Source organism: Candidatus Methylomirabilota bacterium (assembly GCA_035709005.1).
Classification (GTDB): Bacteria; Methylomirabilota; Methylomirabilia; order Rokubacteriales; family CSP1-6; genus 40CM-4-69-5.
On sequence record DASTFB010000022.1, the window covers coordinates 1 to 25,203 of the forward strand.

21 protein-coding genes are annotated in these 25,203 nt (G+C 70.5%); 11 read left to right on the plus strand and 10 right to left on the minus strand.

The window, feature by feature from the left end:
- The first annotated feature begins 12 nt into the window (after positions 1 to 12).
- Positions 13 to 408, plus strand: a complete 396-nt coding sequence (locus VFR64_03480; GenBank protein ID HET9488807.1) for an HNH endonuclease signature motif containing protein — start codon at positions 13 to 15, stop codon at positions 406 to 408.
- 88 nt (positions 409 to 496) lie between these two features.
- Positions 497 to 1,831 (plus strand): ABC transporter substrate-binding protein, encoded by a 1,335-nt coding sequence (locus VFR64_03485; GenBank protein HET9488808.1) that lies wholly within the window; start codon positions 497 to 499, stop codon positions 1,829 to 1,831.
- A gap of 176 nt (positions 1,832 to 2,007) precedes the next feature.
- On the opposite strand, the gene VFR64_03490 is transcribed toward VFR64_03485, so the two are convergent.
- From VFR64_03490 to VFR64_03505, 4 genes are all read right to left on the minus strand, one after another.
- Positions 2,008 to 2,154, minus strand: coding sequence for a hypothetical protein (locus VFR64_03490; protein ID HET9488809.1), 147 nt, complete (start codon positions 2,152 to 2,154; stop codon positions 2,008 to 2,010).
- Positions 2,155 to 2,655: 501 nt separating this feature from the next.
- Positions 2,656 to 3,393: an alpha/beta hydrolase gene (locus VFR64_03495; GenBank protein ID HET9488810.1), complete on the minus strand. Its 738-nt coding sequence runs from the start codon at positions 3,391 to 3,393 to the stop codon at positions 2,656 to 2,658.
- A 13-nt stretch (positions 3,394 to 3,406) separates the two neighbouring features.
- Positions 3,407 to 3,928: a cupin domain-containing protein gene (locus VFR64_03500; protein HET9488811.1), complete on the minus strand. Its 522-nt coding sequence runs from the start codon at positions 3,926 to 3,928 to the stop codon at positions 3,407 to 3,409.
- Positions 3,929 to 3,962: 34 nt separating this feature from the next.
- Positions 3,963 to 5,021, minus strand: coding sequence for an extradiol ring-cleavage dioxygenase (locus VFR64_03505; GenBank protein ID HET9488812.1), 1,059 nt, complete (start codon positions 5,019 to 5,021; stop codon positions 3,963 to 3,965).
- 87 nt (positions 5,022 to 5,108) lie between these two features.
- On the opposite strand from VFR64_03505, the gene VFR64_03510 reads away from it, so the two are divergent.
- On the plus strand, positions 5,109 to 5,801 hold the full coding sequence (locus VFR64_03510) for an NIPSNAP family protein (protein HET9488813.1): 693 nt from the start codon (positions 5,109 to 5,111) through the stop codon (positions 5,799 to 5,801).
- On the opposite strand, the gene VFR64_03515 is transcribed toward VFR64_03510, so the two are convergent.
- On the minus strand, positions 5,802 to 9,071 hold the full coding sequence (locus VFR64_03515) for a response regulator (GenBank protein HET9488814.1): 3,270 nt from the start codon (positions 9,069 to 9,071) through the stop codon (positions 5,802 to 5,804). It lies immediately after the preceding gene.
- Positions 9,068 to 10,399, minus strand: a complete 1,332-nt coding sequence (locus tag VFR64_03520) for a response regulator (protein ID HET9488815.1) — start codon at positions 10,397 to 10,399, stop codon at positions 9,068 to 9,070. Before VFR64_03520 ends, VFR64_03515 begins: the two co-directional genes overlap by 4 nt.
- 92 nt (positions 10,400 to 10,491) lie before the next feature.
- Between VFR64_03520 and VFR64_03525 the strand changes: the two genes are divergently transcribed.
- From VFR64_03525 to VFR64_03540, 4 genes are read left to right on the plus strand one after another with little or no spacing between them, the layout of a single operon-like run.
- Entirely contained in the window at positions 10,492 to 12,522 is a 2,031-nt protein-coding gene (locus VFR64_03525; GenBank protein HET9488816.1) for a hydantoinase/oxoprolinase family protein, read from the plus strand.
- Positions 12,519 to 14,570: a hydantoinase B/oxoprolinase family protein gene (locus VFR64_03530; protein HET9488817.1), complete on the plus strand. Its 2,052-nt coding sequence runs from the start codon at positions 12,519 to 12,521 to the stop codon at positions 14,568 to 14,570. The genes VFR64_03525 and VFR64_03530 overlap by 4 nt, the downstream gene beginning before the upstream one ends.
- 4 nt (positions 14,571 to 14,574) lie before the next feature.
- Positions 14,575 to 16,065, plus strand: coding sequence for an alkaline phosphatase family protein (locus VFR64_03535; protein HET9488818.1), 1,491 nt, complete (start codon positions 14,575 to 14,577; stop codon positions 16,063 to 16,065).
- Between the two features lie 5 nt (positions 16,066 to 16,070).
- A complete protein-coding gene (locus VFR64_03540) occupies positions 16,071 to 17,099 on the plus strand; it encodes a Gfo/Idh/MocA family oxidoreductase (protein HET9488819.1) in 1,029 nt (342 codons plus the stop codon).
- 39 nt (positions 17,100 to 17,138) lie between these two features.
- Here VFR64_03540 and VFR64_03545 read toward each other — a convergent pair whose 3' ends face one another.
- Together VFR64_03545 and VFR64_03550 are read right to left on the minus strand one after the other, a co-directional pair.
- Positions 17,139 to 18,551 carry an SLC13 family permease gene (locus VFR64_03545; GenBank protein ID HET9488820.1) on the minus strand — a complete coding sequence of 471 codons (1,413 nt, stop codon included), beginning with the start codon at positions 18,549 to 18,551 and terminating at the stop codon, positions 17,139 to 17,141.
- A complete protein-coding gene (locus tag VFR64_03550) occupies positions 18,548 to 19,375 on the minus strand; it encodes an ion transporter (protein HET9488821.1) in 828 nt (275 codons plus the stop codon). The genes VFR64_03545 and VFR64_03550 overlap by 4 nt, the downstream gene beginning before the upstream one ends.
- Positions 19,376 to 19,449: 74 nt before the next feature.
- Between VFR64_03550 and VFR64_03555 the strand changes: the two genes are divergently transcribed.
- The gene (locus tag VFR64_03555) at positions 19,450 to 20,400 is read left to right on the plus strand and encodes an aldo/keto reductase (protein HET9488822.1); all 951 of its coding nucleotides are present in this window, start codon (positions 19,450 to 19,452) and stop codon (positions 20,398 to 20,400) included.
- A 10-nt stretch (positions 20,401 to 20,410) separates the two neighbouring features.
- Positions 20,411 to 22,504, plus strand: coding sequence for an NAD(P)-binding domain-containing protein (locus VFR64_03560; protein HET9488823.1), 2,094 nt, complete (start codon positions 20,411 to 20,413; stop codon positions 22,502 to 22,504).
- On the opposite strand, the gene VFR64_03565 is transcribed toward VFR64_03560, so the two are convergent.
- The gene (locus VFR64_03565; GenBank protein HET9488824.1) at positions 22,452 to 23,360 is read right to left on the minus strand and encodes a 5'-3' exonuclease H3TH domain-containing protein; all 909 of its coding nucleotides are present in this window, start codon (positions 23,358 to 23,360) and stop codon (positions 22,452 to 22,454) included. The genes VFR64_03560 and VFR64_03565 overlap by 53 nt on opposite strands.
- 19 nt (positions 23,361 to 23,379) lie before the next feature.
- Here VFR64_03565 and VFR64_03570 point away from each other — a divergent pair, with 19 nt between their 5' ends.
- Positions 23,380 to 24,144 (plus strand): redoxin domain-containing protein, encoded by a 765-nt coding sequence (locus tag VFR64_03570; protein HET9488825.1) that lies wholly within the window; start codon positions 23,380 to 23,382, stop codon positions 24,142 to 24,144.
- Complete coding sequence (locus VFR64_03575; protein HET9488826.1) at positions 24,141 to 24,533, plus strand: DoxX family protein; 393 nt, start codon at positions 24,141 to 24,143, stop codon at positions 24,531 to 24,533. Before VFR64_03570 ends, VFR64_03575 begins: the two co-directional genes overlap by 4 nt.
- Here VFR64_03575 and VFR64_03580 read toward each other — a convergent pair.
- Positions 24,512 to 25,177, minus strand: a complete 666-nt coding sequence (locus VFR64_03580) for a lectin (GenBank protein HET9488827.1) — start codon at positions 25,175 to 25,177, stop codon at positions 24,512 to 24,514. The genes VFR64_03575 and VFR64_03580 overlap by 22 nt on opposite strands.
- Positions 25,178 to 25,203: the final 26 nt, after the last annotated feature.

Here is a 25,203-nt window from a genome sequence, read left to right on the forward strand (position 1 = left end):
CCAGGATGCGGCGTGCGCTTCGCCCAGGGGCATCATCTCCGCCACTGGGCGCAGGGTGGCCCGACAACGCTCTCCAACCTCGCGCTGTTGTGTCGCCGGCATCACCGCTCGGTCCATGAGGAAGGCTACCGGGTCGATCGACAGCCCGACGGGACGCTCCAGTTCCGACGGCCGGACGGCCGCCCGCTGCCGGAGGTGCCGCCGCCTGCTGCGGTGCCCGATGATCCCGTGCAGGCCCTACGAACGCGTCACGACTCGCAGGGCCTCCACCTCGACGCGCGAACGGCCTGCCCCGGGTGGCTCGGAGAGCGCCTTGATGTCGGTTGGGCAATCGACGTCCTGCATCCCCGCGCCCTGGGCGAATCGATCGCCGACGACGAGGATATCGCCGACCGCGACGTCGAATAAATTCTCAGCGATCGGGCTCACGCCGCTCCCCCCGATCATCCTCGGCTATCAGGTCTACAACCATCTCGCCGAGCGGGACCTCAAGACGATGCAGGTCGGGCCGGCCCTGGCCGCCTCCTGGAAACCCCTGGACGACACCACCTGGGAGGTCCGCCTGCGCCAGGGCGTGAAGTTCCACGACGGCACCCTCTTCACCGCGCGGGACGTCAAGGCCACTTTCGATCGCGTGCTCGACCCGACCAAGAAGCTCACCGCCCTGGTGATGCAGTCCGAGAAGGTGATCAAGGAGAAGGGGCACGACTGGATGCAGGAGCATCCGATCGGCACCGGCCCCTACAAGCTCCTCAAGTGGGTGCGCAAGCGGGAGCACCTCCTGGTCCGCAACGACGACTACTGGGGCCCCAAGCCGGCCTTCAAGTACGCGCGGATCCGCATCATTCCCGAGAAGGCAACGGAGATCGCCGAGCTCATCTCCGGCGGGGTCGACATCATCAAGGCGGTCCCGCCCGACCAGATGGACGTGATCAACAAGTCCGGGATCGCCCGGACATCCGCCGCACCCATCCTGAGGACGGCCATGCTCCAGCTCGACCAGGCGGGGCGGAGCGGCGACAGCCCGTTCAAGGATCGTCGGGTGCGCCAGGCCGCGAACCTGGCCATCGACGCCGACGCCATCATCAAGCACGTGCTCAACGGCCTCGGCGACCGGGTGGCCACCGCCGTGAACCCGATGGCCTTCGGCTACGACCCGAGCCTCCGGCCCTACACGCAGGACCTCGCCCGAGCCAAGAAGCTGCTCGCCGAGGCCGGTTACCCCAACGGCTTCGACTTCCGGTTCCGTACACAGGCCCCGATCGTGGAGCCCGGCATCGGCCAGACCAATGAGGCCATCATCGCCGACCTGGCCAAGGTGGGGTTGCGCGCCCAGCAGAGCTTCATCGGAGAGAGCGTCCCGTACAACAGCCAGGTCAAGGAGGGCAAGGCCGGCCCCATGTTCAACTGGTCCTGGGACTGCAACAAGCAACTCGACGACCTGATCCACGCCGCACGCTCCACGCTGGACCCGAAGAAGCGCACCGAGGTCTACGCCAAAGCCCAGAAGCTCCTCTTCGACGACGCCGCCTACGTCTTCAAGTGGGGACTGCGCGGCGTGTGGACGTCCGATGAGCCACGCCCCCATGAAACGCTACCGCTCCAGATCGCGCAGGTGATCATCCTCGAATCGTTTCTGTCGTTCCTCGGGCTGGGCATTCAACCACCGACCCCGGCCTTGGGCAACATGCTCGGCGAAGGACGTCTCGACATGCTGAACTCCTGGTGGATCGCCACCTTCCCCGGCCTCGCCATCTTCGTGACGACGCTCGTCATCAACCTGATGGGAAACGCCCTGCGCGACTGGCTGGACCCTCATATGAAGCTCTGAGGGTCTGCCCGAGTCGTCCTTCGCCGAACGACCTCCTCGACGACGGGCACTCGCTGATCGTCACGGGCGGGACCAGCGCGTCGTATCGTCCCCGGCCGCTCCTCCCCGGAGTGGCTGGGCGAGCCTCTGGATGGGCAGCCTCATGGCGATCGCAGTCACGCGGCGAAGAGTGTGCTTCACAGGGCAGGATTCTTCATCTCCGCCTCGGACTGCTCCAGCCAGAACCGCATGTCCATCTCGCGGTACATGGTGGTCGCGGTGGCTTCCGGGCGCCGGATTGTGTGCCGGTACAGCTTGCCGAGGCCGAGGTGACAGTGGGCCACGAGAGCCAGGACTTCGCCTCCCTATCCGACCACCAAGTGTCCGTAATCGTGAATATCTTGGCATGGCACGGCCGCTGCTGTCCGGCGCCCTCTATCGGGGCCGGAGCGGTGGCTTCAAGCGCTCTCAGCGTGTTCTTGCCCCGGACCGCTCGCGCCCGGACGCGTCAGCGGTTCGTCATGCGCGACGACCCGTTTTTCAGGGAGAACAGCCGGCGTCTCCAGGCCGCGTTGCAGGATATCGGCAGGCCCTACGGCATGCTGGACGCCAGGGACGAGCTGGGCGATGGCGGTGAGGCGGCGGCGATCGCCTTGATCGAGGCGGGCCGCTCAAGGACCCCGAGCTCTACGTACCGGTGCCCTCGCGAAGCCGCGAGCGGCCGGTCAAGTCGCGGATCGAGAGCGGGGGGCGGTGTCGCTCCCGACCAGCGCGGGGCCCTGGGAGGCGGCGGCTTGCCCGAGTAGTCGGGACAGGCCGCCGCGCGGACACTCCCGGGCGCGCGCCTATCCTCGCGGCGTGTGCATCGCCAAGAACTCTTTCACCCGCGCCTTCGCCGCCACCAGTGCCTCGCCCGTCTTCCACTCCTGGACGAACTCCGCGTTGGGCAGCAGCTTGGCCACCTCCTCGGAGATCGGGTACGGGTGCGCCTCGTCGTTGCCGGCCAGGACCAGGCACGGCGTCCGGCAGCTCGACACGAACGCGCGGTCCACGCTGTAGACGAAGCCAGGCGCGTACAGGTTCTGGTAGAAGGCGTCGAGCACCTGCTCGGTGGCCTCGGGATGGCTGTCCCCCAGGCTCTTGGCCCAGGCGTCGAACCGGGCGGCGCGGCCAGGCTTCATGGGACCCACGCGGCCGATGGGCTGGGCCAGCACGGCGGACTGGATGCGCTGTGGCTGGGCCTTCAGCAGGCTCATGATGAACGACCCGCCGATGCACTGGCCGTAGAGATGGCACTTGTCGATCTTCAAGTGATCCAGGACCGCGATGTGGTCGGCGGCGTAGGTGTGCCAGCCGTCCTGGGCGGTGATGGGGGCGTGCGACTTGCCGCCGGCGTTGCGCTGGTCCATCGCGATGACACGGAAGCTGCCGGCGAGCTCGGTGATGGGGTTGATGGGCGCGGACGGGCCGTGCCACACGTCGATGATGGACTGCAACCCGGCGGGCGCGAACGTGAGGACGGGGAAGCCCTGGCCGAACTCCTCGTAGTGGATCGTCGCTCCGTCGTGCTGGAAGGTCGGCATGGTCGTGTCCTTTCTACTGGTTCTTGAGCGGCTCGGCGTCGATCAGGACGAAGAGCATCCGGGCCACGCTGTCGCTCCGATTCGACCAGGCGTGATAGGTCCCACGCTGGATGAGCACGTCGCCCGACCGCATGAGGGTCTCATCCTCGTCCAGAACGGCCCAGATCTCGCCCTCGAGGCAGACCGCGTAGTCGACGGTGTCGGTCGCGTGGAACCCCGGGTGCCGCGCTGACCGCTCGGGAGTCGTCTTGCAGCCGCGCCGTTGCAGCTCGTCGGGCGTATAGGCGCGCCACGAGTCTGGCGGGATGTCGGTGATGCGGATGACGCTGCCGCCCCGGTGAGCGGGCGGCGTCCTGAGGATGACCCCGTCGGGAACGGGGTCGTGGGAGCCCTGGTTCGACGCAGGGGCCGACTCCGTCTTCCACAACCCGACCCGCACTGCCTCCCCGGGCCGGACTTCTCCCGCCGGCAACAGAGTGTCCGAGAGAATGAACGAGCGACCAGCGTCATTCACGCCGGTCACGATCCGGCGCACTTTTCCCGGCATCGTTTCCCCCGTCGCTACGCGGTCACGGCCGGAAGACGGCGAACACCTTGTCCGAGTTGGTGATCCACGACTCGAGGAACGTCGCCTCGTCGGGCCGGCGGTTGAGCTCGGCCATCGCCCCGGCCAGACAGAACCAGTTCAGCACCTCGTGATGGCCCCGATCCTCCGCTTCCTCGATCGTGGTGGTGCGCCACGTGGCCCAGTCGCCGGTCCTGAGCGCCTCGTAGTACCGCTTGTCCGACTCCACGTCCGGGAACATCAGCGAGTGCTTGGCGACCAGGAACGAATGGCTCCAGCTGGACGAGGCGATGACGGCCACTCGCCAGGGGCTGCGGCTCAGCACCCGGGCCACTGCCGCCCCCACCTGGAAGCAGCGCCACGGCTGCGGGCCCGGGGGGTCGAGTTCGCCCTGCGCGACGGTCTTCGCCGCCTGCGACGGGGTCTGCGGCTCGCCGTGAGCCCCGATCAGCCAGCGCCCGTAGGCGTTCACGGTGAACGGCACCACGGGGTACGGGAAGCCCTTACGGTCGATGTCCAGGTAGAGGATGGAGTTCACGAAGGCGTGTCCCAGGGGATGGTGGAGCGGCTTGTAGGCGTAGGCCACGTCGATCCCCTCGCCCAGCAGGCCGGTCACCAGGTGCTTGGCCGCCTTCCGGTGCCCCTTGACCGTGAACGTCTTGTCGGCGGGCTCGTCCCACCAGTTCTCCGCGCGCTGGTGGCCCTTCCACGGCTGGACGTCGACCGAGTCGTAGGCCAGCACCGAGAACGGGGGCACGCAATCCTCTTGATAGTTCTCGTACTGGTCATCGCCCCACAGCAGGACGAAGTCGGGCTCGAACGCATCGAGCTCGGCCCGCGTCCTGCGGAAGTGATGGATCAGATCGTTCCGATGCTTGTCGGAGTGGGCCTGGCCTTCGTCGGTGCCCCACTGCTCGCGCATCGTCGGATGCCAGTTGGCCGGCGACCGCAGCTGCTCGGGAAGCAAGGGGTCGGCCAGCAGGAGCTTGATCCGCCGGCTCATGTTGCCCTTGTAACAAAGCGGGGGGTAGTGGGTGATGCCGAGCCCGAGGATCTGTCCCATGGGATGCCCTCCTGGCCGGGATTATAGCTGTGGAGCCCGGCCCGCGGTATCCTGGCGTCCGTTCGATCGCCCTTCGCGAGGTGGGTCATGCTCTATGAGCTGCGTCGCTACGATGTCGCCGCCGGCAAGCTGCCCGCGCTCCTCGACCGCTTCGGCAACTTCACGGTGCACAAGTGGAAGGAGTACGGCTTCCGCCTGATCGGCTTCTGGACGCCCCTCATCGGCGAGAAGAGCAACCAGGTCGTGTACATGTGGGGCTGGGAAAGCTACGAGGAGCGCATCAGGAAGAGCAAACCATGGCGGGCCGATCCCGAGCGGGCCCGGGTGTGGGAGGAGACCCAGCGCGACGGGCCGCTGGTGAACCGGGTGTACAACCAGCTCATGGAGCCGACCACGTATTCCCAGCTCGACCGCGGGGAGCCGTATGGCCCCGACGCGGCGACTCGCAGCCCGTACCTCTTCGAGCTGCGCGAGTACCAGGCGATGCCGCAGAAGATCGTTAACATCGTGAACCGGTTCGGCAACTTCACCTGCGAGGCGTTCAAGAAGCACGGCTTTCGCCAGGTGGGGTACTGGCTGAATACCATGGGTGGCAACGATCATCAGCTCATCTACATGCTGGCCTGGGAGGGCGTGGACGAGCGTGTGGCCCGGTTCGACGCGTTCGCCAAGGATCCGGAGCGCGCGCGCGTGTTCGCCGAGAGCGAGAAGAACGGGCCCATCGTACAGCAGGTGACCAGCACGATCCTGCGGCCAACGGCGTTCTCGCCCATGAAGTAACTACGAGACTTCGGCCAGGGCGCCTTCGACGGCCTCGTACAGGGTCGTGATGTCCCCCACCCGTGATCGGACCGCTTGAATCGGCTCCGTCCGGCTCAGCCGCTCGAGCTCCGCGCAACGATTCGACAGGGCGAACGCTCCCACCATCGCACTGGAGGACTTCAGGGTGTGGGCCGCCCGCTCGATGGCGATCGTGTCACCCTGACCGGCCGCGTCCCGAAGCGTAGCGAGCAGCCCCGGAGCTCCGCGGAGGAACGTCTGGATGACCTCGCGTAGGGCCTCAGCGCCACCAAGCTCTGTGCCGAGCTGGTGGAGCACGCCTCGATCCACCACCTCGTCGCTTCGGTCCAGTGTCGCGGCGGGCCCCGCCGCGCGAGGGCAACACTCCGCCAGGGCCCGGCGCAGCTGGGCCAGGCTCACCGGTTTCACCACGTAATCGTCCATCCCAGCGGCCAGGCACGTCTGACGGTCTCCCTCCACGGCCTCGGCGGTCATCGCGATGATGCGAGGCCGCTCCGACACCGGCCACCTGGCGCAGATCGCCCGGCTGGCATCGAGGCCGTTCATCTCCGGCATCTGCACGTCCATGAGGACGACGTCGTAAGGAGCCTCGGCCAGCCGTTCCAGCACCTCTCGTCCGTTGGCCACCACATCCGCGCGATACCCGAGCCGCTCGAGCATGCGCAGGGCGACCCGCTGGTTGAGGAGGTGGTCCTCGGCGAGCAGGATCCGCAGCGGCACCGGCGCCGGCTCCGCCGACCGCTCGTCGCGGCCCGAGGGGATCCGAGGCTCGCCGAGCGCTTGGCGAAGCCGCTCGCGTAGCTGAGCGAGCTTCAGCGGCTTGGTGAGGACAGCCGCGAACTCGGGCTCGCGGTGGTCGGGCGCCAGCGGACGGCTCACCGACGACAGGAGAATGAGGGCCAGGCGCCGGGCCGCGGGCAGCTTCTGCAACTCCCGGGCCAGCGCGACGCCGTCCATGCCGGGCATCTGATAATCGAGCAGGGCGACGTCGTACGGATCGCCCCGACGGACCCAGGCCAGAGCCTCCGCCGGGGAGTCGGTCTCGCGGCTGAACATGCCCCACTTCCGAGTCTGGAGCCTGAGGAGCCGGCGATTGGTCGCGTTGTCGTCCACGATGAGCACGCGCCGGCCGGCCAGCTCGGTTGCCAGGTCCTCGCGCTCCGCCGAATCGAGCGCCTCGGCGGCATCGGCCACGATGGTGAAGTGGAATATCGAGCCCCGCCCCGGATCGCTCTCCACCCAGATCCGTCCCCCCATGCGCTCGCTCAGGCGCTTGCAGATGGCGAGCCCGAGCCCGGTTCCTCCGTAGCGCCGGCTGGTCGATGCGTCCACCTGGCTGAACGACTGGAACAGACGGTCCAGGCGCTCAGCGGGGATGCCGATGCCCGTGTCCCTCACCGCGAAATGCAGCTCGTGCCGGCCGTCGCCGAGCTCGCGCCCCACGACGGAGATGCTGATCTCGCCCACGTCGGTGAACTTGACGGCGTTGCTCAACAGGTTGACCAGGATCTGTCGCACGCGCCCGCCGTCGCCACGCAGCCTCGCGGCGGTCCCATCCTCCACGAGATAGGTGAGCTCCAGGTCCCTCTCCCGGGCCCGCGGGGCGACGAGCTGCAGGGCGTCCTCGACGCACGCCCGCACGTCGAACGGCCCATCCTCGAGATCCAGCCGGCCCGACTCGATCTTGGAGAAATCGAGGATGTCGTTGATGACGGTGAGCAGGTGCTCGCCACTGGTCCGGATCGTCTCGGCGAACTCCCGTTGCTGGTCGTCGAGCGGCGTGTCCGCCAGCAGGGCCGACATGCCGACGACGGCGTTCATCGGGGTCCGGATCTCGTGGCTCATGTTGGCGAGGAACTCGGACTTGGCCTGGGTGGCCGCCTCCGCCGCCACTTTGGCCCGCTCCAGCTCGGCCTGAACCATCTGGCGCTCGATGAACTGGCCGATCTGCCGCCCGACAGCCTCGAACATCCTCAGGAGATTGTCGTCGGGCTCGCGGAGCTCCGGGCTGAAAAACTCCATCACGCCGTGAAATCCCCCGGGGCCCGTGACGGGAAAGCCGAACGCGCCGTGCAGGCCGTCACGGACCGCGCTGGAGGCTCGCGGGAAGTTGGCATCCCGCTGCACGTCGACGATCCAGGCCGACCGACCCGTCGCCCAGATCCGTCCGGGCAGGCCCACCCCGGGGGAGAACGTCATGGCCCGGCTGTGCTCGGCCAGCGCCTGGCCCTGCCCGGACGGCGCCAGCCAGGTCTCCCCACACCGCAGCACGTTGCCCTCAGGATCGACGCTCCATCGGACGGCGAGGCTCCAGTGCAGGCTCTGGCCGATGGCCTCGAGAAGCCGGGGCAGCGCGTCGGCAAGTGTTGGAGCCTCCGCGAGGATGGAGGTCGTCAGGTACTGGGTCGCCAGCCGGCTCTCGCTCGCTCTGCGCACCAGATCCGCGCGGTTCAAGGATCGTGACGTGGCCCAGATGAGGGCAGCGAACAGGACGATGGTGAGCGCCACCACGATGGCCGCCCCCAGCTCCGCCGAGATGATCCCGCCCTGCTCGCTCGCGAGCTTGAGCCATCCCAGCAACACCGGGATGAGGATCGCCGCGGGCAAGAGCCGGCGGGCCAGGACGCCGCCCGGATGGTCGGCGGTCACCACCGCCACCAGGCCGCTGCGGGCGCGGGCCCACAGAGTTCCCACGGACAGGCCGAGGAATGCGATCGCCGTCGGCAGCGCCATGGGAATGAAGTTGGCAACGCTGTACAGGCTGCCGACGCCGTACACGTAGCCGACGACCGAGGTCAACGAGATGACGATCGGCGCCAGGAGCGTGAGCTGAGCGGGCCAGAAGCCGGCGCGTGGCTGCCAGTCCAGCACCAGCAGCGCCGCGCCGAGGAGAAGGAAATTGAGGCCGGTGTTCGGCGCCATGCGGTTGCCGACCAGGCGGTCGTGAAACAGCACCTGATCCAGCCCCGGGTTGCCGCCGATGAGGTATCCCGCCAGCGTGAGCGCGCCGACCAGCACCACCAGGCTCGCCAGCGCTCGCGCGACCCGGCGAACCGCCACACGCTCACCCGCCGAGCCGGTCCGAAGCCAGAGCGAGCCCGCCGCCAGCATGAACGTGAGCGCGGTCAGCGGGTTCATGGCCACGCTTCCGGCAAGCCACGCTCTGAGGGCCGGGGCGTCGAGCTGCCATCCCAGCAGCGCCACCCCGGCGACGAGGGTGGCTAAGATGCTGGCGGCGCGGGCCGTCACGTGTTCGTCCGGGCTCCGGCCCCGCCGCGCACGATCCAGGCGCGCACCCGGGCTCGCACGAACGGGGGCTTGAAGGGCTTGGTGAGGTAGTCCGTGACGCCGGCAGCGAACCCCGCCGCCGTGTTCTCCTGTCCCGTGGCGCCGGTGAACAGCACGATGGGCACGTCGCGCAGGGAGGGATCGGGGTCGGACCTCAGGATCCGGGTAACCTCCGGCCCCTCCAGGGCGGGCATGTGCCAGTCGAGCAGGATGAGCGCGGGCCGCTCCACGCGGGCCAGGCGCAGCGCCGTCTTGCCGTCGGCAGCCGTCAGCACCCGGAAGCCGTCCTGCCGCAAGATGGCGCTGAGGATCGCCACGATCGTCGGATCGTCGTCGGCCACCAGGATGGTGGGCGGCCCCGACTGCTCCTGCCCAACGCCCGACGCCGCCGGCTGTCCCGCCGGACACGCCGGCGCGGCCTCGCCCGCCGCCAGCTCCAGCGCCTGTCCCTCGGCGGCGGCGAACAGATCCAGGCGGGCGCCGGCGGCCGACACACGCTGGCGGCACATGTCTACCAGACGGTCGACAGCGTCGTCGTCCCGCAGGGGGTCGTGGTGGAACAGGGCCAGGCGCCTGGCCCCGGCGGCCAGCGCGTAGTCCACCGCCCACTCCGCCGGGCAGTGCCCCCAGCCGATCCGCTTGGGGTACTCGTCGGCCGTGTACTGGGCGTCGTGGATCACCAGGTCGGCGCCGGCCAGGAACTCGACGTGCCGTTGATCCTCACGGTGCACCGGGGACTCGCCGGCGTAGCCTCGCCCGTGGGGCTCGTGATCCACGGCATACACGACGGCCACGCCATCGGCTTCGAGGCGATAGCCGAGGGTCAACGCCGGATGGTTCAGGTACTGCGCGACGATGCGCGCGCTGCCGATCTGAAACTGGCTCTCGACGAGATCGTGAAAACGGATGGTGGCGTCGAGCTGGGCCAGCGTCACGGGAAAGTACGTATACTCCATCTGGCCGGCCAGCGTCGTCTCCAGCTGCCGGCCCCCGCTGCCCGGGGCGTAGAGATCCCACTCGTCGCCGGCGACGAACAGCGGCGCGAAGAAGGGAAAGCCCTGGATGTGATCCCAGTGCGTGTGGGTGATCAGCAGGTGGCCGCGGCGCGGACCGTCGGCCGAAGTCACCAGGGCCTGGCCGAGGCCGTGGGCGCCGGTGCCGCAATCCAGGACGATGAGCGTCCCGTCGGCGAGCCGGACCTCCACGCACGAGGTGTTCCCCCCGTAGCGCACCGTGGTGGGCCCGGGCTTGGCGAGCGAACCACGGGTCCCCCAGAAGCGGACGCGCATCGTGTCCTCCCGTCGCCGGTCAGCATACCCGCCGCGCGGCTGTGTGTCATGCCGCGCCGATGGTAGAGTGTCGGCCATCGCGGAGGCGGCCAATGCACTGGGTCGGTGTCGATGTCGGCGGTACGTTCACCGACGTCGCGGTCTACGACGAGTCCACGGGGGCGCTGGCGGTCGGCAAGTCGCCGACCACGGCCGCGGATCCCGTGCGGGGGGTGCTGAACGCGCTGGCCAAGCTGAGCGTGCCCTTGCCGGCCACCGGCCGCGTGGTGCACGGCACGACGATCGGGACCAATGCCATCCTCGAACGCAAGGGCGCCACCGTGTGGATGCTCACCACCCGGGGCTTCCGGGACACGCTGGAGATCGCCCGCACCAATCGCACCGTGCTCTACGACATCCGGGCCCGCAAGCCCCCCGCGCTGGTGGAGCGCCATCGCATCCTCGAGGTGGGCGAGCGCCTGGCGTTCGACGGCGCGGTCATCCAGCCGCTGGTGGAGGACGAGGTCCGTAACGCCGTCGCCGAGATTCGCGAGGCCGCCGACGGCGACGGGGCCGGCGCGGTGGTGGTCGGATTCCTTCACGCCTACGCCAACCCGGCCCACGAGCGCGCGGCCGCGCGCCACGCCGCGTCGCTGCTGCCCGGGTGGTTCGTCTGCACGTCGGAGGAAGTGCTGCCGGAGTTCCGGGAGTACGAGCGGTTCAGCACGGCCGCCCTCAACGCCTACATCGGTCCCCGGGTGGGCGGCTACCTCAGCCGGCTGGGCGGCGCGCTGACCGCGCGCGGGTACGCCGGCCGGCTGTTCATCACCACCTCCAGCGGCGGGATCATGACCGCCGAGGTGGCCGCGCGGTTCCCCGTCCACACCGTGCTGTCCGGACCCGCGGGTGGCGTGGCCGCCGCCGTCCACCTGGGGCGGCTCACCGGACACGACAATCTGATCACCTACGACATGGGCGGCACCAGCACCGACGTGTGTCTGGTGGAGGGCCTGGAGCCCACCCTCACCACCGAGCAGCACATCGCGGGACTGCCGAACCGGACGCCGCAGATCGAGATCAATTCGATCGGCGCCGGCGGGGGCAGCGTGGCCTGGCTGGACGCGGGCGGTGCGCTCCGGGTGGGGCCGCGCAGCGCGGGCGCCGACCCGGGCCCCGCGTGTTACGGCCGCGGCGGCACCGAGCCGACCATCACCGACGCCAACCTCGTGCTCGGCCGCGTCTCCGCCGAGGCGCCGCTCGCCGGCGAGGTCGCCCTGGACCTCACGCGCGCACAGCAGGCGCTGGCGACGCTGCGGGGCCGGATGGCCGGCCTGGCCGACGAGGCCGCGCTGGCCGAGGGCATCGTGCGCATCGCGGTGACCCGGATGGTCGGCGCCATCAAGGAGATCTCCATCGCCAAGGGCCACGACCCGCGCGACTTCACGCTGGTGGCTTACGGCGGCGCCGGGCCCATGCACGCGGCGTTCATCGCCGAGGAGCTCGAGATGACCCGTGTCGTGGTACCGCCGGCCCCCGGCAACTTCTCCGCGTTCGGCTCCCTGATCTCGGACCTGCGGCGGGATTACGTCCGCACCCGCCTGATGGCGACGCGGGAAGCTGACTTCGCCGACGTCGAGCGGCTGTTCGAGGCCCTGGAGGAGGAGGCCCGCCGCGAGCTGGTCGGCGACGGCATCCCGCCCGAAAGCATCACGACGGTTCGCGCGCTCGGCATGCGCTACGTCGGGCAGTCCTGGGAGCTGCTGGTGCGCGTGCCGGCGGGGGCCGAGACGATGGGGGCGCTGGAGGCGGCATTCCACGCCGCCCACGAGCGGCGGTACGGTCACGCCAGCGCGGGGCCGGCCGAGATCGTGAACTTCCGCCTCACCGCCATCGGCGCGGTCCCCAAGCCGCCCGCCCGGCGCTGGCGGAGCGCGACCCCGGCGACACCCGCCAGCCGCGTCGTCCACTTCGATGGGACGCCGGTGCTGGTCGCCGTGCACGAGCGTGTCCGGCTGGCGACCGACGCGACCGTGATCGGGCCGGCGATCGTCGAGGAGATGGGCGGGACGACGGTGATCCCGCCCGGCTGGGCCGGGGCAGTGGGCGCCTGGGGCGAGCTCGTCCTGCAACGGAGGAGCGTGTGACAGCGACCGTCGATCCCATCACCCTGGAAGTCGTCTGCGAGGGGCTCATCGCCATCGTGCGCGAGATGCGGGCCACCGTCATCCGGGCTTCGTACTCGCCGGTCATCTGGGACATGGACGACTTCTCGTGCGCGCTCTTCGACGCCCAGGGCCAGATGGTGGCGCAGTCCGAGGACCATCCGGGCCACGTGCTGCCCATGCCGTGGTCGGTGCGCTGCGCGCTGGAGGATTTCCAGGGCGACCTGCGGCCGGGCGACGTGATCTTACTGAACGACGCCTACCGCGGCGGCACCCATCTCAACGACGTCACGATGCTCTACCCGCTGTTCGACGGCGGCGAGCTCATCATCTTCCCGGCCGTCCGCGCCCACTGGTCCGACGTGGGGGGCAGCGCGCCCGGCAGCTACTCGGGGCTCAACACCAACATCTATCAGGAGGGCGTGCGCATCCCGCCCATCAAGATCATCGAGGAGGGCCGGCTCAACCGCGCGGCCATGGCCCTGCTGCTCAACAACATGCGGCTGCCCGAGGACCGCCGGGGAGACTTCCACGCCTCGCTGGGAGCCTGCCGGATCGCCGAGGGCCGGATCCGGAAGCTCCTCGGCAAGCACGGCCGCAAGACAGTCCTCGACTGCATCGCGCTCAACCTGGACCGCTCCGAGCGCCGACTGCGCGCGAAGATCGCCGCCCTGCCGGACGGCCAGTACGTCTACGAGGACTATCTCGAGTTCTACCCGGAGGGCCGATTCGATCCGGTGCTGATGCGGCTCACCCTCACCGTGCGCGGCGACGAGATCGTGGCCGACTTCGCCGGCTCCAATCCCCAGGTGCCCGGTGTGGTGAACTCCACGCTGGCCACGACGGGCGCCGGCGTGCTGGTGGCCGTCAAAGCCGCGCTGGACCCCGACGGCCCCATCAATCACGGCACCTTCCGGCCCATCCGCCTCCTGGCCCCGGAGGCCTCGATCGTGGACGTGAAGCTCGACGCCCCGGCCGGCGCTCACGGCGAGGTTCGCAAGCGCGCCGTCTCGGTGATGCTGGGTGCGCTGGCCCAGCTCATCCCCGACCTGGTCAGCGGCGACCTCTGCGGGACCTCGTTCCCGAACGCGATCGGGGGGTGGGACGAGCGTCGCCGGCGCGACTACGTCTATTACGAAGCGCCGTCCGGTGGCAACGGCGCCTGGCGCGAGGAGGACGGCGCCAGCGCGTGGGGCAACATCGATTTCGGCAACGTGCGCACGATCCAGTCGGCCGAGGCGCTGGAGAGCGGCATGCCGCTGCGCGTGGAGCGCAGCGAGCTGCGCTGCGACTCCGGCGGTGAGGGCGCCACCCGAGGCGGGCTCGGGCTCCGGCGCGAGCTGCGCCTGCTGCACGGCGACGCCCGCTACTCCGTGCTGAGCGACCGCGCCGTGGTGCCGCCGTTCGGCGTGGGCGGCGCCGGCAGCGCGGCGCCGGTGAAGGTCTCTGCGCAGCGCGACGGCCGGGAGATCGAGTTCCCCACACCCGGCAAGGTCACCGGGTACGCGCTGCAGGCCGGCGACGTGGTCGTCATGCAGTCGGCTGGGGGCGGCGGCTTCGGCGACCCGCTCGCGCGCGATCCCGAGCGGGTGCGGCGTGACGTCCGCGGCGGCTACGTTTCCCCCACGCGGGCCCGGGAGGGCTACGGGGTCGTGCTCACGCCCGGGGGTGACGTGGACGCCGCCGCCACCGCCGCCCAGCGCGCGCGGCTGGCCGCCGCCCGGCGCCGTGTCCCCGTCGCCGCCGACGAGCGCGACCCCTACCAGGGCCAGCGGGGCCGCCACCGGGTGCTGCGCGTGTCGCCCCAACTCGGTCGGAGCCTCGGCCTGGCCGCGACCGACCTGGTGGAGCTGCTGGGCAGACACCCGGCCCCGCTCCGGGCCTGGGTGCGACTCGATGACGGTGCGCCCGACGATGCGCTCCCGCTCGACGCGCTCGGCCGCCGCATCCTGGGCGTCGCGTCCGGGGACGCCGTGGAGCTCCGCCGGCTAAGTATGCCGCCGATTCCCGGCGGGCTCGTCGGCGACTGAGCCCATGGCCCGCTCGCCCCGACACCGTGTCTTGATGATCGCCGTCGACGCCGGCGAGCTGTCCTTCATCCGCGCCTCACTTCCCCACCTGCCGACCTTCCGCCGCCTCCTGGAGGAAGGCGCGCTCTTGCCGCTGCGGTCGAGCGCCGAGCACATCAGCGCCTCGGTGTGGCCCACCATGTACACGGGCCAGTCGGTGGGTGATCACGGGATCAGCATGCATATCCAGTGGGACCCCGACCGCATGCGCATGCGTCGGATCTCGTCCGCCTGGGTCTACAACGAACCCTTCTGGTACGACCTGGCCCGGGCCGGGCGCGGCGTGACGGTGCTCGACGTCCCCTTCACGTTCGAGAACCGCCTGCCCCAGGCTGTCGAGGTCACCAACTGGGGCTCGCACGACCTCATGGGCGCGTTCCAGACCAACCCACCGGATCTGCGACAGGAGATCCGGCGGCGCTTCGGCCGGCATCCCATGGGGTATGAGATCCCGGTGAGCAAGGACACGCGGCAGCTCGCCGCCATGCGGCGCGAGTGCGTCGAGGGCGCCGAGAGCAAGGGACGGCTGGCCCGCTGGCTCCGGGACACGACCGACTGGGATTTCTATCTCGCCGTCTTCGGGGAATGTCATCGGGCGGGGCACATCCTCTGGCGGGACCACGACGAGCCGCATGCCCACGTGCCGCCGGGCGCCCTCCTGGACGTCTATCGGGCCGTCGATCGGGGAGTGGGCACAGCCCTGGAAGGCGCCGACCTCGAGACGGCCACGGTGGTAGTGTTCGCTCTGCACGGCATGGGCGCGAACTTTTCCCAGGAGCATTTCGTGCGCCGGACGATGGATCGCGTCAACGCGAGCTTCCGTCACGAGGGGCCGGCCCGAGAGGATCCACCCGGTCGGCAACGAGGGCTGATCCGGGCGCTGCGCGAGTCGATCCCCGCTCCGCTGCAGCACGCCATCGCCCGCTCCGTCCCTGTCCAGGTCCGGGACTGGGTGGTCGGGCGCGAGGTGACGGGCGGGCTCGACTGGACGCGGACGCCGGGTTTCGCCCTGCGCTCGGACCTCTTCAGCTTCGTGCGCCTCAACGTCGCCGGACGTGAGCGGCTGGGGACCCTGCAGGCCGGCAGTGACACCTACCGCCGGTACGTCGAGCACGTCACGAGGAGCTTCCTCGGCCTGCGCACCGTGGGCACCGACCGGCCCGTCATTCGCGACATCGCCGTGGCCCCGGATATCTTCTCCGGCGCCCGCCAGCAGCTCCTTCCCGATCTCATCCTGCGCTGGGCCGAGGAGAAGCCCGCGACCGAGCTCCGCTCCCCCGAGCTCGGGCTCATCCGGGCGGCGCCCGACTCCGGGCGAACCGGGGAACATCGGCCCGGCGGCTTTGCCCTGGTGCTCGGGCGCGGGGTGAAAGAGGGTGGGCTGCCGCCCCTCGCCCACAATCGCGACTTCCCGCGCTTCGTGTCGCACCTGCTCGGGGTGCGCACAGGATCGTGACGGCGATGGCTCCGCCCCTCGCGGAGCTGCGGTTGGGCCTGGTCGGCTTCGGCAAGCTCGTGCGAGAGTACTACCTGCCCGCCCTGGGCCGGCTCGCTGGCACCCGCGTGGTCGCCGTCGCCGATCCCCTCGCCGAGAGCCGCCGCGCCGCCGAACGACGCCTGCACGACGCGGCCATCTTCACCGAGCACCGGGCGATGCTCGAGCGCGGCGCCATCGACGCGCTCCTGGTGGCATCGCCGCCGGCGACGCACCTCGACGTCTGGAGCGACGCCCTGGCCCGCGGGTTGCCGGCGTTCGTGGAGAAGCCGCTCTTGCTGTCCGGGCAGCTGCCCCACCTGGCCGTCGTCGAGGCGCCTCGCGTCATGGTCGATTTCAACCGGCGGTTCTGGCCGACCTACCGGCAGGTGCGCGACCTGGTGCAACGAGGCGTTCTCGGATCCCCCGTCGACCTCGACTTCGTCCTGCAGCTCGATGTCGACCGGTGGTGCAGCGTCACACGACACCGCCTCGACGCTCAGCAGGGCGGCCTGCTGCACGATCTGGGCTGTCACGCCATCGACCTCGCCCTGGATGTGATCGGCGAGGAGCCCAAGCGCGTGGTCGCCCTGACGTCCAGCCAGCGCTGGCCGGACGATCAGGTCCGGCTCCGTCTGGACTTTCCGAGCGGGTCGTCCGCGACGTGCCAGCTCGGCTACGGGGATCGGACACGCGAGCGGCTCGTGGTGCGCGGACCTGCGAAGACCGCCCGGCTCGCCGAGCCCAACACGGTGCTCCAGGTCGACGCGGCGGGCGCGCGGCGGAATCCGCTCGTCGCGTGGGCGCTGGACGCCGCCAGCCTCGGCTACAGGGGTCTCAGGCGTTCGCAGTCGATGGGGCAGGCGAGCATCCGGGAAGCGCTCGCCGCATTCGTCCATTCGCTCCGGACCGGTTCGCCGTTCGCCCCGGGATTCGCCGACGGTCTCCGCAACGCCCGGTGGGTGGGCGCGGCGATGCGGTCGGCGGCGGGTGGTGGACGCGCCCAGACGCCATGACCAAGCACCGGCTGGGCGGCCGGTAGGCTCGCGGTCCGCTCAGCGGCCGATCAGCGGCTCGCCGATCAGCGCCCAGTACGGCAGGGCCACGAGCAGGATCGCCACCCAGCCCACCAGCGTCATCCAGATGCCGAACTTGAGGATCTCGCCGGCGGAGACGTGGCCCCGCTCGTAGATGACCAGGGCCGAGGTGCTCTGGGCGGCGTAGTAAACGACGGTGTCCCCCGTCATCATCACCACCAGCGCGCAGACCAGCGGGTTGAGCCCGGCCTCGCGGCCCACCGACATCGCGATCGGCAGGGCGAGGGCCAGGAAGCCCGAGATGTTGGGCACGATCGCCCGCAACGCAGTGGCGCCCAGCATCAAAAGGACGACGGTGACGAGCGGCCGCTCGCCCAGCGCGGGGAGGCCGCCCACGAGCAGCCGGGCCAGCCAGCCGGCGGCGCCGCTGGTGACCAGCACGTGGGCCAGCGAGATCGACGCGCCGATGACGAAGACATTGGCCCAGCCCACGCCCCGCTCGAGGTCGGCCCACACGAGCGGGCCGAAGCGAGGGACGAGCAGCGCCACGAAGGCGAGCAGGGCGGGCAGCGCGGGGTCGAGATGGTGCACGGCGTCGGTGAGCCACAGCGCGGAGGCGCCCAGGATGACGGCGATCGTGCGCCACTCGGCGCCGGTGAGGCGCCGGCGCTCGCCGGCCGGGGCCGGTAAGCCGCGCGCGAAGCCGCGGCGATACAGCAGCCAGGTCAACACGCCGCCCAGCAGCAGAATCGTGTAGTACGGGACGGCCATCAGCGTGAACCAGCCCGTCCACGACATGCCGCCGATGATGGCCGCGCTCATGACGGGCGTGATGCCGCCGGTGAGCAGCGCGGTGGAGGCCAGACGATTGATCGACGACAGGGCCAGCATCACGGCCTTGGCGACTTCGGCGCCGCGAGGGACGGCCGCCAGCGTGAAGACCTCGTCGTAGATATGAATGAGGATGCCCGAACGCGTCGTGGCCGAGGGGAGCACGAACGTGAGCACCGGAAACGCCAGCAGGAGCTGCAGGAAGACGGCCAGGCTGCGCCCCCGCGCCGATCTCAAGATCGTGCGGGCCAGTCGCTCGGCCAGGCCGCTGCGCACGACGGCCACGCCCATGGTCAGCACGCCGACCAGGAAGTAGGGCACCGGGTTGGCGAAGCCCTGCAGGGCGTCGCGCGCGCTGCCGGCGGCGCCCGTCAGGGCCAGCAGCGTCACGCTGAGCAGCGCGGTCACCCCAGGCTCCAGCAGCTCCGAGGCCCACAGCAGGATGGTGATGAACGTGACGATGAGGGCCCGCTGACCCGGCAACGGCAGGCCAGCGAAGAGCTGCGGCAGGAACACCAGGGCCAGGGCGAACCCGCCCAGCACCACACCGAGCGTCAGCACCCTGGCCGGAGCGTCCCGGGCGATCGCCGTCGTGCTCACAGCGCCGCGCCGCAGTGCTTGCAATGCCGGGCGTCGACGTCGTGGCCCTGGCGGCCGCAGGCCGGGCAGGCCTGTGTGGACACGGGACGGCTCACCCGGGCCAGCTCCACGGACACGATGCCGGTCGGCACCGCGATGATGCTGTAGCCGAGGATCATGACCGCCGCGGCGAGGATCCGTCCGAGCGTCGTCTGCGGCACGATGTCACCGTAGCCCACCGTCGTCATCGTCACCACGGCCCAGTACATGCTCCGCGGGATGCTCGTGAAGCCGTGCTCTTCGCCCTCGATCAGATACATGAGCGTCCCCATGATGAGGGCGAGGGTGACGAGGCCGCCGAGGAAGAGGGTGATCTTCCGGCGGCTCGCGGTCAGGGCCCGGATCAGCAGGTCGGCGTCCTCGAGGAACCGGGCCAACTTGAGAATGCGGAACACGCGCAGCAGGCGGATGGCCCGGATCACCATGAGCGACTGGGCCGCCGGGACCGCCAGGGCCAGGTACGTGGGCAGGATGGCGAGCAGGTCCACAAGGCCGAAGAAGCTGAACGCGTAGCGCACCGGCCGGGTGACCGAGACCAGACGCAGCGCGTACTCGATGGTGAACAGGCCGGTGAACGTCCACTCCACCGTCCGCAGCACCCCGCCGTAGTCCTGACGGAGCTCGGCCATGCTCTCTAGCAGCACTGCGAGGACGCTGAGAAGGATGGCGACCAGCAGGGCCACGTCGAACGCGCGGCCGGCCGGCGTATCGGCCTCGAAGATGATCTCGTGGAGCCGCCGCCTCCAGCCGGGCGCCGGCGGCCGCCCGGGCGCGCGGGCTGGCATACCCGCGCCCACCTGTAGCGCCGCACCGGGCCGGCTGTCAAGGTCGGCCGCTTCACGGTACCCTGGACGCTGCCATGAACGATCGAATCAGCCGTCGACAGGCCATCGGCATCGTCTCGCGGGGCATCCTGACCCTGAGCGGCGTGCTCGCCGCCCGGCCGTCCCCGGTCGCCTCCGCCGCTCCAGCGGCCCCGCTCGTCACCAAACCCATTCCGTCCTCGGGAGAGCGGATCACAGTGATCGGCGTGGGGACGGCGCGCCGCTACGACGTCGGCGAGTCGGACGACACGCGGGCCCCGCTGCGCGAGGTCCTGCGCGAGCTTCCGCGACTCGGCGGAACGGTGGTCGACACGGCGCCCTCCTACGGGGCCGCCGAGACGGTCGTCGGCGACCTCGTCGCCGAGCTCGGGAACCGCGACCAGCTCTTCATCGCTACCAAGGTCGGCCGGGGACGCTCGGGGGCGGTAGCCGGGATCGCCGAGATGCAGCAATCGATGCAGCGGCTCCGGACCGAGCGGATCGACCTCGTGCAGGTCCACAACCTGGCCGGGGTGGACGCGATGTTGCCGGTGCTGCGCGAGTGGAAGCGGCAGGGCCGGATCCGCTACTACGGCGTCACGACCTCCTCGGCCCGTCAGCATCCGCAGCTGATCCAGCTCATGCAGCGGGAGACGCTCGACTTCATCCAGGTGGACTACGCCATCGACAACCGCGCCGCTGCCGACCGCATCCTGCCGCTGGCCGCCGACCGGGGAATCGCCGTGCTCACGAACCTGCCCTTCGGCCGCGGCCGGGTCCTGCGCGCGTTCGGGACCCGGCCCGTCCCCGACTGGGCGGCCGCGCTCGGCATCGCCAGCTGGCCCCAGTTCGCCCTGAAGTACGTCGTCTCGCACCCGGCGGTGACCTGCGCGATCCCGGGCACGGCCCGCCACCGCTACCTGGTGGACAATCTCGGGGCAGCCCGCGCGCCCCTGCCCGACGAGGCGGCGCGGAAGCGGATGGCGGCGTTGATCGACGCCACGTGAGCCGGCGGCGATGACCGCCGCCCTCGGGCGGATCCTGAGGCGCGGAGTCGACGTCCGGCCCGGCGAGACCGGCGCGCTCCTCTGGTCCTTCGCATTCTTCTTTTGCGTGCTCTCCGCCTACTACGTCATCCGTCCCGTCCGGGACGACATGGGGGTCGCCGGCGGGGTGAAGAACCTGGCCTGGCTCTTCACCGCCACGCTGGTGGGGATGCTGGTCCTCCATCCGGTGTTCACGGCGCTCGTGGCCCGGCTCCCGCGGCGGCGGTTCGTGCCGCTCGTCTACCGGCTGTTCATCCTGAATCTCGTCGTGTTCTGGCTACTCTTGCGGATGGCCGATGGCTCGGAGGCGGTCTGGATCGGCCGAATCTTCTTCGTCTGGACCAGCGTCTTCAATCTCTTCGTGGTGTCCGTCTTCTGGTCGTTCATGACCGACCTCTACCGGCCGGCGCAGGCCGAGCGCCTCTTCGGCATGATCGCCGTCGGGGGCACGCTGGGGGCGATCCTCGGTTCCACGATCACCTCGGGGCTCGTGAGCGTGGTGGGCTCGGCCAACCTCCTGCTGGCCTCCGCGATCCTGCTAGAGGCTGCCGCTCGCGCGGCGAGCGCCCTGGAGCGCCACGAGGAGCGGCTGGCCGCCGAGGCCCGGCCCGAGACCGCCGGTTCCGGGGCTGCGACTCGTCAACGGCCGGCCATCGGCGGAGGCGTGTTCGAAGGCATCCGCGCGGTCGCTCGCTCGCCGTACCTGCTGGGGATCGCCGCGCTCATGCTGCTGTTCACCATCACCTCCACCTTCCTCTACTTCCAGCAAGCCGACATCGTAGCCCGGACGTTTCGGGATGATCCGCAAGGCCGGACGCGGCTCTTTGCCGGCATCGACCTGGCCGTCAACGTACTCACCCTGGGGACCCAGGTCTTTCTCACCGGCCGGATCCTCCGCTGGCTCGGCCTGGGCATGGCGCTGGCCTTCCTTCCGCTGCTGACTCTCGTCGGCTTCGGAATCCTGGGAGCGGCCCCGGTGCTCTCCGTCCTGGTCGGCTTCCAGGTGCTGCGCCGCGCGGGCAACTTTGCCATTCAGCGGCCGGCCCGTGAGGTGCTCTACACCGTCCTGTCGCGCACCGACAAGTACAAGGCGAAGAACTTCAACGACACGTTCGTCTATCGGGTGGGCGACCAGGCCGGGGCCTGGTCGTACACGTTGATCGCCTGGCTGGGCCTCGGCCTGTCCGGGCTGGCGTTCGCCATGGTCCCGCTCTCGGCAGTGTGGCTCTTCCTGGTCCTGTGGCTGGGACGGCGACAGCAGAACATCCGTGAGGAGGCGAAGGCGATGAGCGATGCGACGACTGGCTCCCCGAGCAGCGTGTTCAGCCGCCGCGACATCCTCGGCATGGCCGGAGCCGTGGCCGCCAGCGTGACCGTGGCGCGCCGGCCCCTCACTGCGCGGGCCGCGCCGCCGGCCGGGGCCGCGCCCGTGAACATCGGCATCATCGGGGCGGGCCGCATCGGCGGCACGCTCGGCGAGCTCTGGGTCAAGGCGGGCCATCGTGTGCTGCTGTCCTCGCGCCATCCGGAGAACTTGAAGGATCTCGCCGCCCGCCTGGGCCCCCTGGCCCGCGTGGGAACGCCGCGCGAGGCCGCCGCGTTCGGCGAGGTGATCCTGATCGCCGTTCCCTACGGGGCGCTGCCCCAGGTCGGTCGCGATTTCGCGGCCGAGATGCGCGGGAAGGTCGTGCTCGACGCGGCCAACCCGTTTCCGGGTAGAGATGGCCCGGTAGCGGAGGAGGCGCGGCGGAAGGGCACGGGGGTCGCCTCCGCGCAACATCTGCCGGGCGTACGTCTCGTGCGCGCGTTCAACACGATCCCGTCCACCGTCCTGCGCGACGAAGCGCACCGCGCGGGCGAGCGCATCGCCGTGCCGCTGGCGGCGGACGATCGCGAAGCGCTGGCGGTGGCGGCGCGGCTGGTCGAAGCGGCCGGCTTCGAGCCGGTCGCCGTCGGGCCGCTGGCCCGCGCCCGGGAGTTCGACCCGGGCACGCCCGTGTTCGGCCGCGGGCTTACCGCCCGCGAGCTGCGCCAGCGTCTGGGGAGCGGAACGACCAGGCCTTGAGGGCGCGCTCGTGGAGCGTCGGCGCGCCCAGTCGCTCGGACCAGGCGGCGAACTCGGTCCGGGGCCCGGTCCAGCGCAGGGCATCCACGTCGGCGCCGATGGGCGCATCCGCGCGCAGCGTGGCCAGCTCGCGGAACAGCAGCGCCCGCTCCCGCTGCTCGGCTAACGTCGTGGCCAGGCGCAGCGCGCCCCGGACCGAGACCGCCCACTCCGTGGCCAGCTTGGGGATGTGTTCCAGGCGCCCGTAGCAGGCCAGGACGGTCGCCGCCGACACGGCGCCCCAGCCGGGCAGACCGGGATAGCCGTCCGCGCTGTCGCCGACGAGCGCCAGCCAGTCGGGAATCGAGGCCGGTGGGACACCGAACTTCTGACGCACGGCGGACTCGTTGCGCAGCTCCCGCGTGCGCCGGTCGAGCTGGACGACCCGGTCGCCCCGCACGCATTGCGCCAGGTCCTTGTCCGGCGTGCACAAGACGACCTGCTCGACCCTGGCATCCGCGGTGGCCATGACCGCGGCCGCGGCCAGCGCGTCATCGGCCTCGAATTCCACCATCGGCCAGACGACCACGCCCAGCGCCGTGAGGGCCTCTTCCAGCGGCTGGAACTGCGCGTAGAGCACCGGGTCGATCCCCTCGCCTGTCTTGTAGCCAGGCCACAGCGCGTTGCGGACCGATTCGATCACGTGATCGGTGGCCACGCCCAGATGGCTGACGCCGCCTTCCAGCAGTCCCAGCACGGAGGCCACGACGCCGCGCACCGCCCTCAGCGCCTCGGGCGTGCTGCGGTCGAAGGCGGCGGCCGGCGAGAGAAAGTAACGGAAGAGCTCGAAGGTTCCGTCGATCAGGTGGACGATCACGTGGCACAATCATAACGCGATGTCGTCCGGACAGCTTGCCGGGCTCAGTGTGGCCGTCGCCATCGGTACCGTTGCGGCGTACCTGCTGTTCTTCCCGGTCGCGGCCGTCCGCAACCATCCGGAGGCCTACGTAGCCGCGTTCGCCGCGGCGACGGCGCTGGCGGTCGTGGCGGTCGTGCGCGCGCGGGCTCGGCGCTGGCCCGCCTGGCTGGCGCTCGGGCTCGCGAGCGTGCTGCTCATCGCCGGCGCCTGGTTCAACTTTGTCGGCGCCCGGGTGCCCGACACGCCCTCGGCGCTGCGCCTGGGCGAGCGGCCGCCCGATTTCACCTTGCCCGATGCCGCCGGCCGGCCAGTCGCGCTCGCGGATTTTCGCGGCAAGAAACCGGTCGTGCTCATCTTCTACCGCGGGTACTGGTGACCGTTCTGCATGGCGGAGCTCCAAGGTCTTGGAGCCGCGCTCTCGGACGCCGAGCAGGCCGGCGTGGAAATCGTCGCGGTCTCGCCCGATCCCAACGAGCGCAGCCAGAAGCTCGCGGAGGGGCTGCGCCTCGGCTACCGGTTTGTCGCCGATCGTGACCTGGCCGTGACCCGGCGATACGGCCTGGTGCACCCGGGCGCCGGGCCGAAGGGCGAAGACGTGCCCCGCCCGGCGACGGTCGTCCTGGACCGCGACGGCATCGTGCGCTGGTTCTCAGTCAGCCGGAACTACCAGGTGCGCCCCGACCCCGACGACGTCCTGCGTGCCCTCCGCGCCCTGCCACCCGTTCCCGGAGACCGCTCATGACCTACGCGCTGTGGATCGTGCAGGCGCTGCTCGCCGCGCTGTTCCTCTTCGCCGGCGGCATGAAGCTCGTCCTGCCGCTGGAGCAGATGGCGGGGCCGATCGCGCTGCCGGGACCGTTGCTGAGATTCATCGGCGTGATGGAGGTGCTCGGAGCGCTGGGCCTGGTCCTGCCCGGGCTCCTGGGCATCCGACCGGGCCTGACGCCCCTGGCCGCCGTGGGCCTGGTGATCGTCATGATCGGCGCCACCGTGCTCGGGGTGGCGGCCGGTGACGTCGCCATGGCCCTGATCCCGCTGGGGGTGGGCCTGCTCGCCGCGTTCGTCGCCTACGGCCGCTGGCGGTTAGCGCCGCATCGCGGGGCGGCCGGTCACTTGGTGGCGAAGCAGTAGAAGAAGCCGTTACCCCCCGTGCTCCGGAGGTCGTTCTGGCTGCAGCCGCCGTCCGCCCCGCGTGAGGGATGAGAGGAGTTCCAGGACCTCGAAGGCTCGTCGTCGCGCAGGCCCTGCCGGTCGTGATGGCCGACCATCGCCGCCCCCTGGCCGCTCTTGGTCCAGTTCCCGCACGTGCGGTCCTGGTCGGGCGGGAACGCCGTGCCGTCCGGCCGGGAGCCGGTCAGGATGTCGTGCATGTTGGGCCTGTCACCGCGGCCGTTGACGATCTCCCCCTTTTCGGTCAGCGCGGTCTCTTTACTGATGTTGTTCTTGCCGTGCAGCTCGGCCAGATCCTTGGCGACGACCACGCCCTTGGCGTTCCGCCACGGCCCCGTGCCGATGCGGTCGCGGGCGTTCACGGCGCCGGGCCCCTGAGTGCTCAGATAGGCGCGCCAGGTCCTCCCGCCCGCGCCCGCCGCCGCCGCCAACACCTGGCAGGTCTTGTCGGCGCCGGCCAGGCCGCCGAGGTCGCCACCTTTACCGGAGCCGGCGCTGGTGATGAAGAAGTTCATATCGCTGCGTTGCCCTTGCCCACCAGCCGTTCCCCCGAACCCCAGCAGCGCCAGCACCGCCAGGATCGATAGACGTAGCGCGCGCTTCATGTCGGCCTCCCTGTCCACTCCGCTTC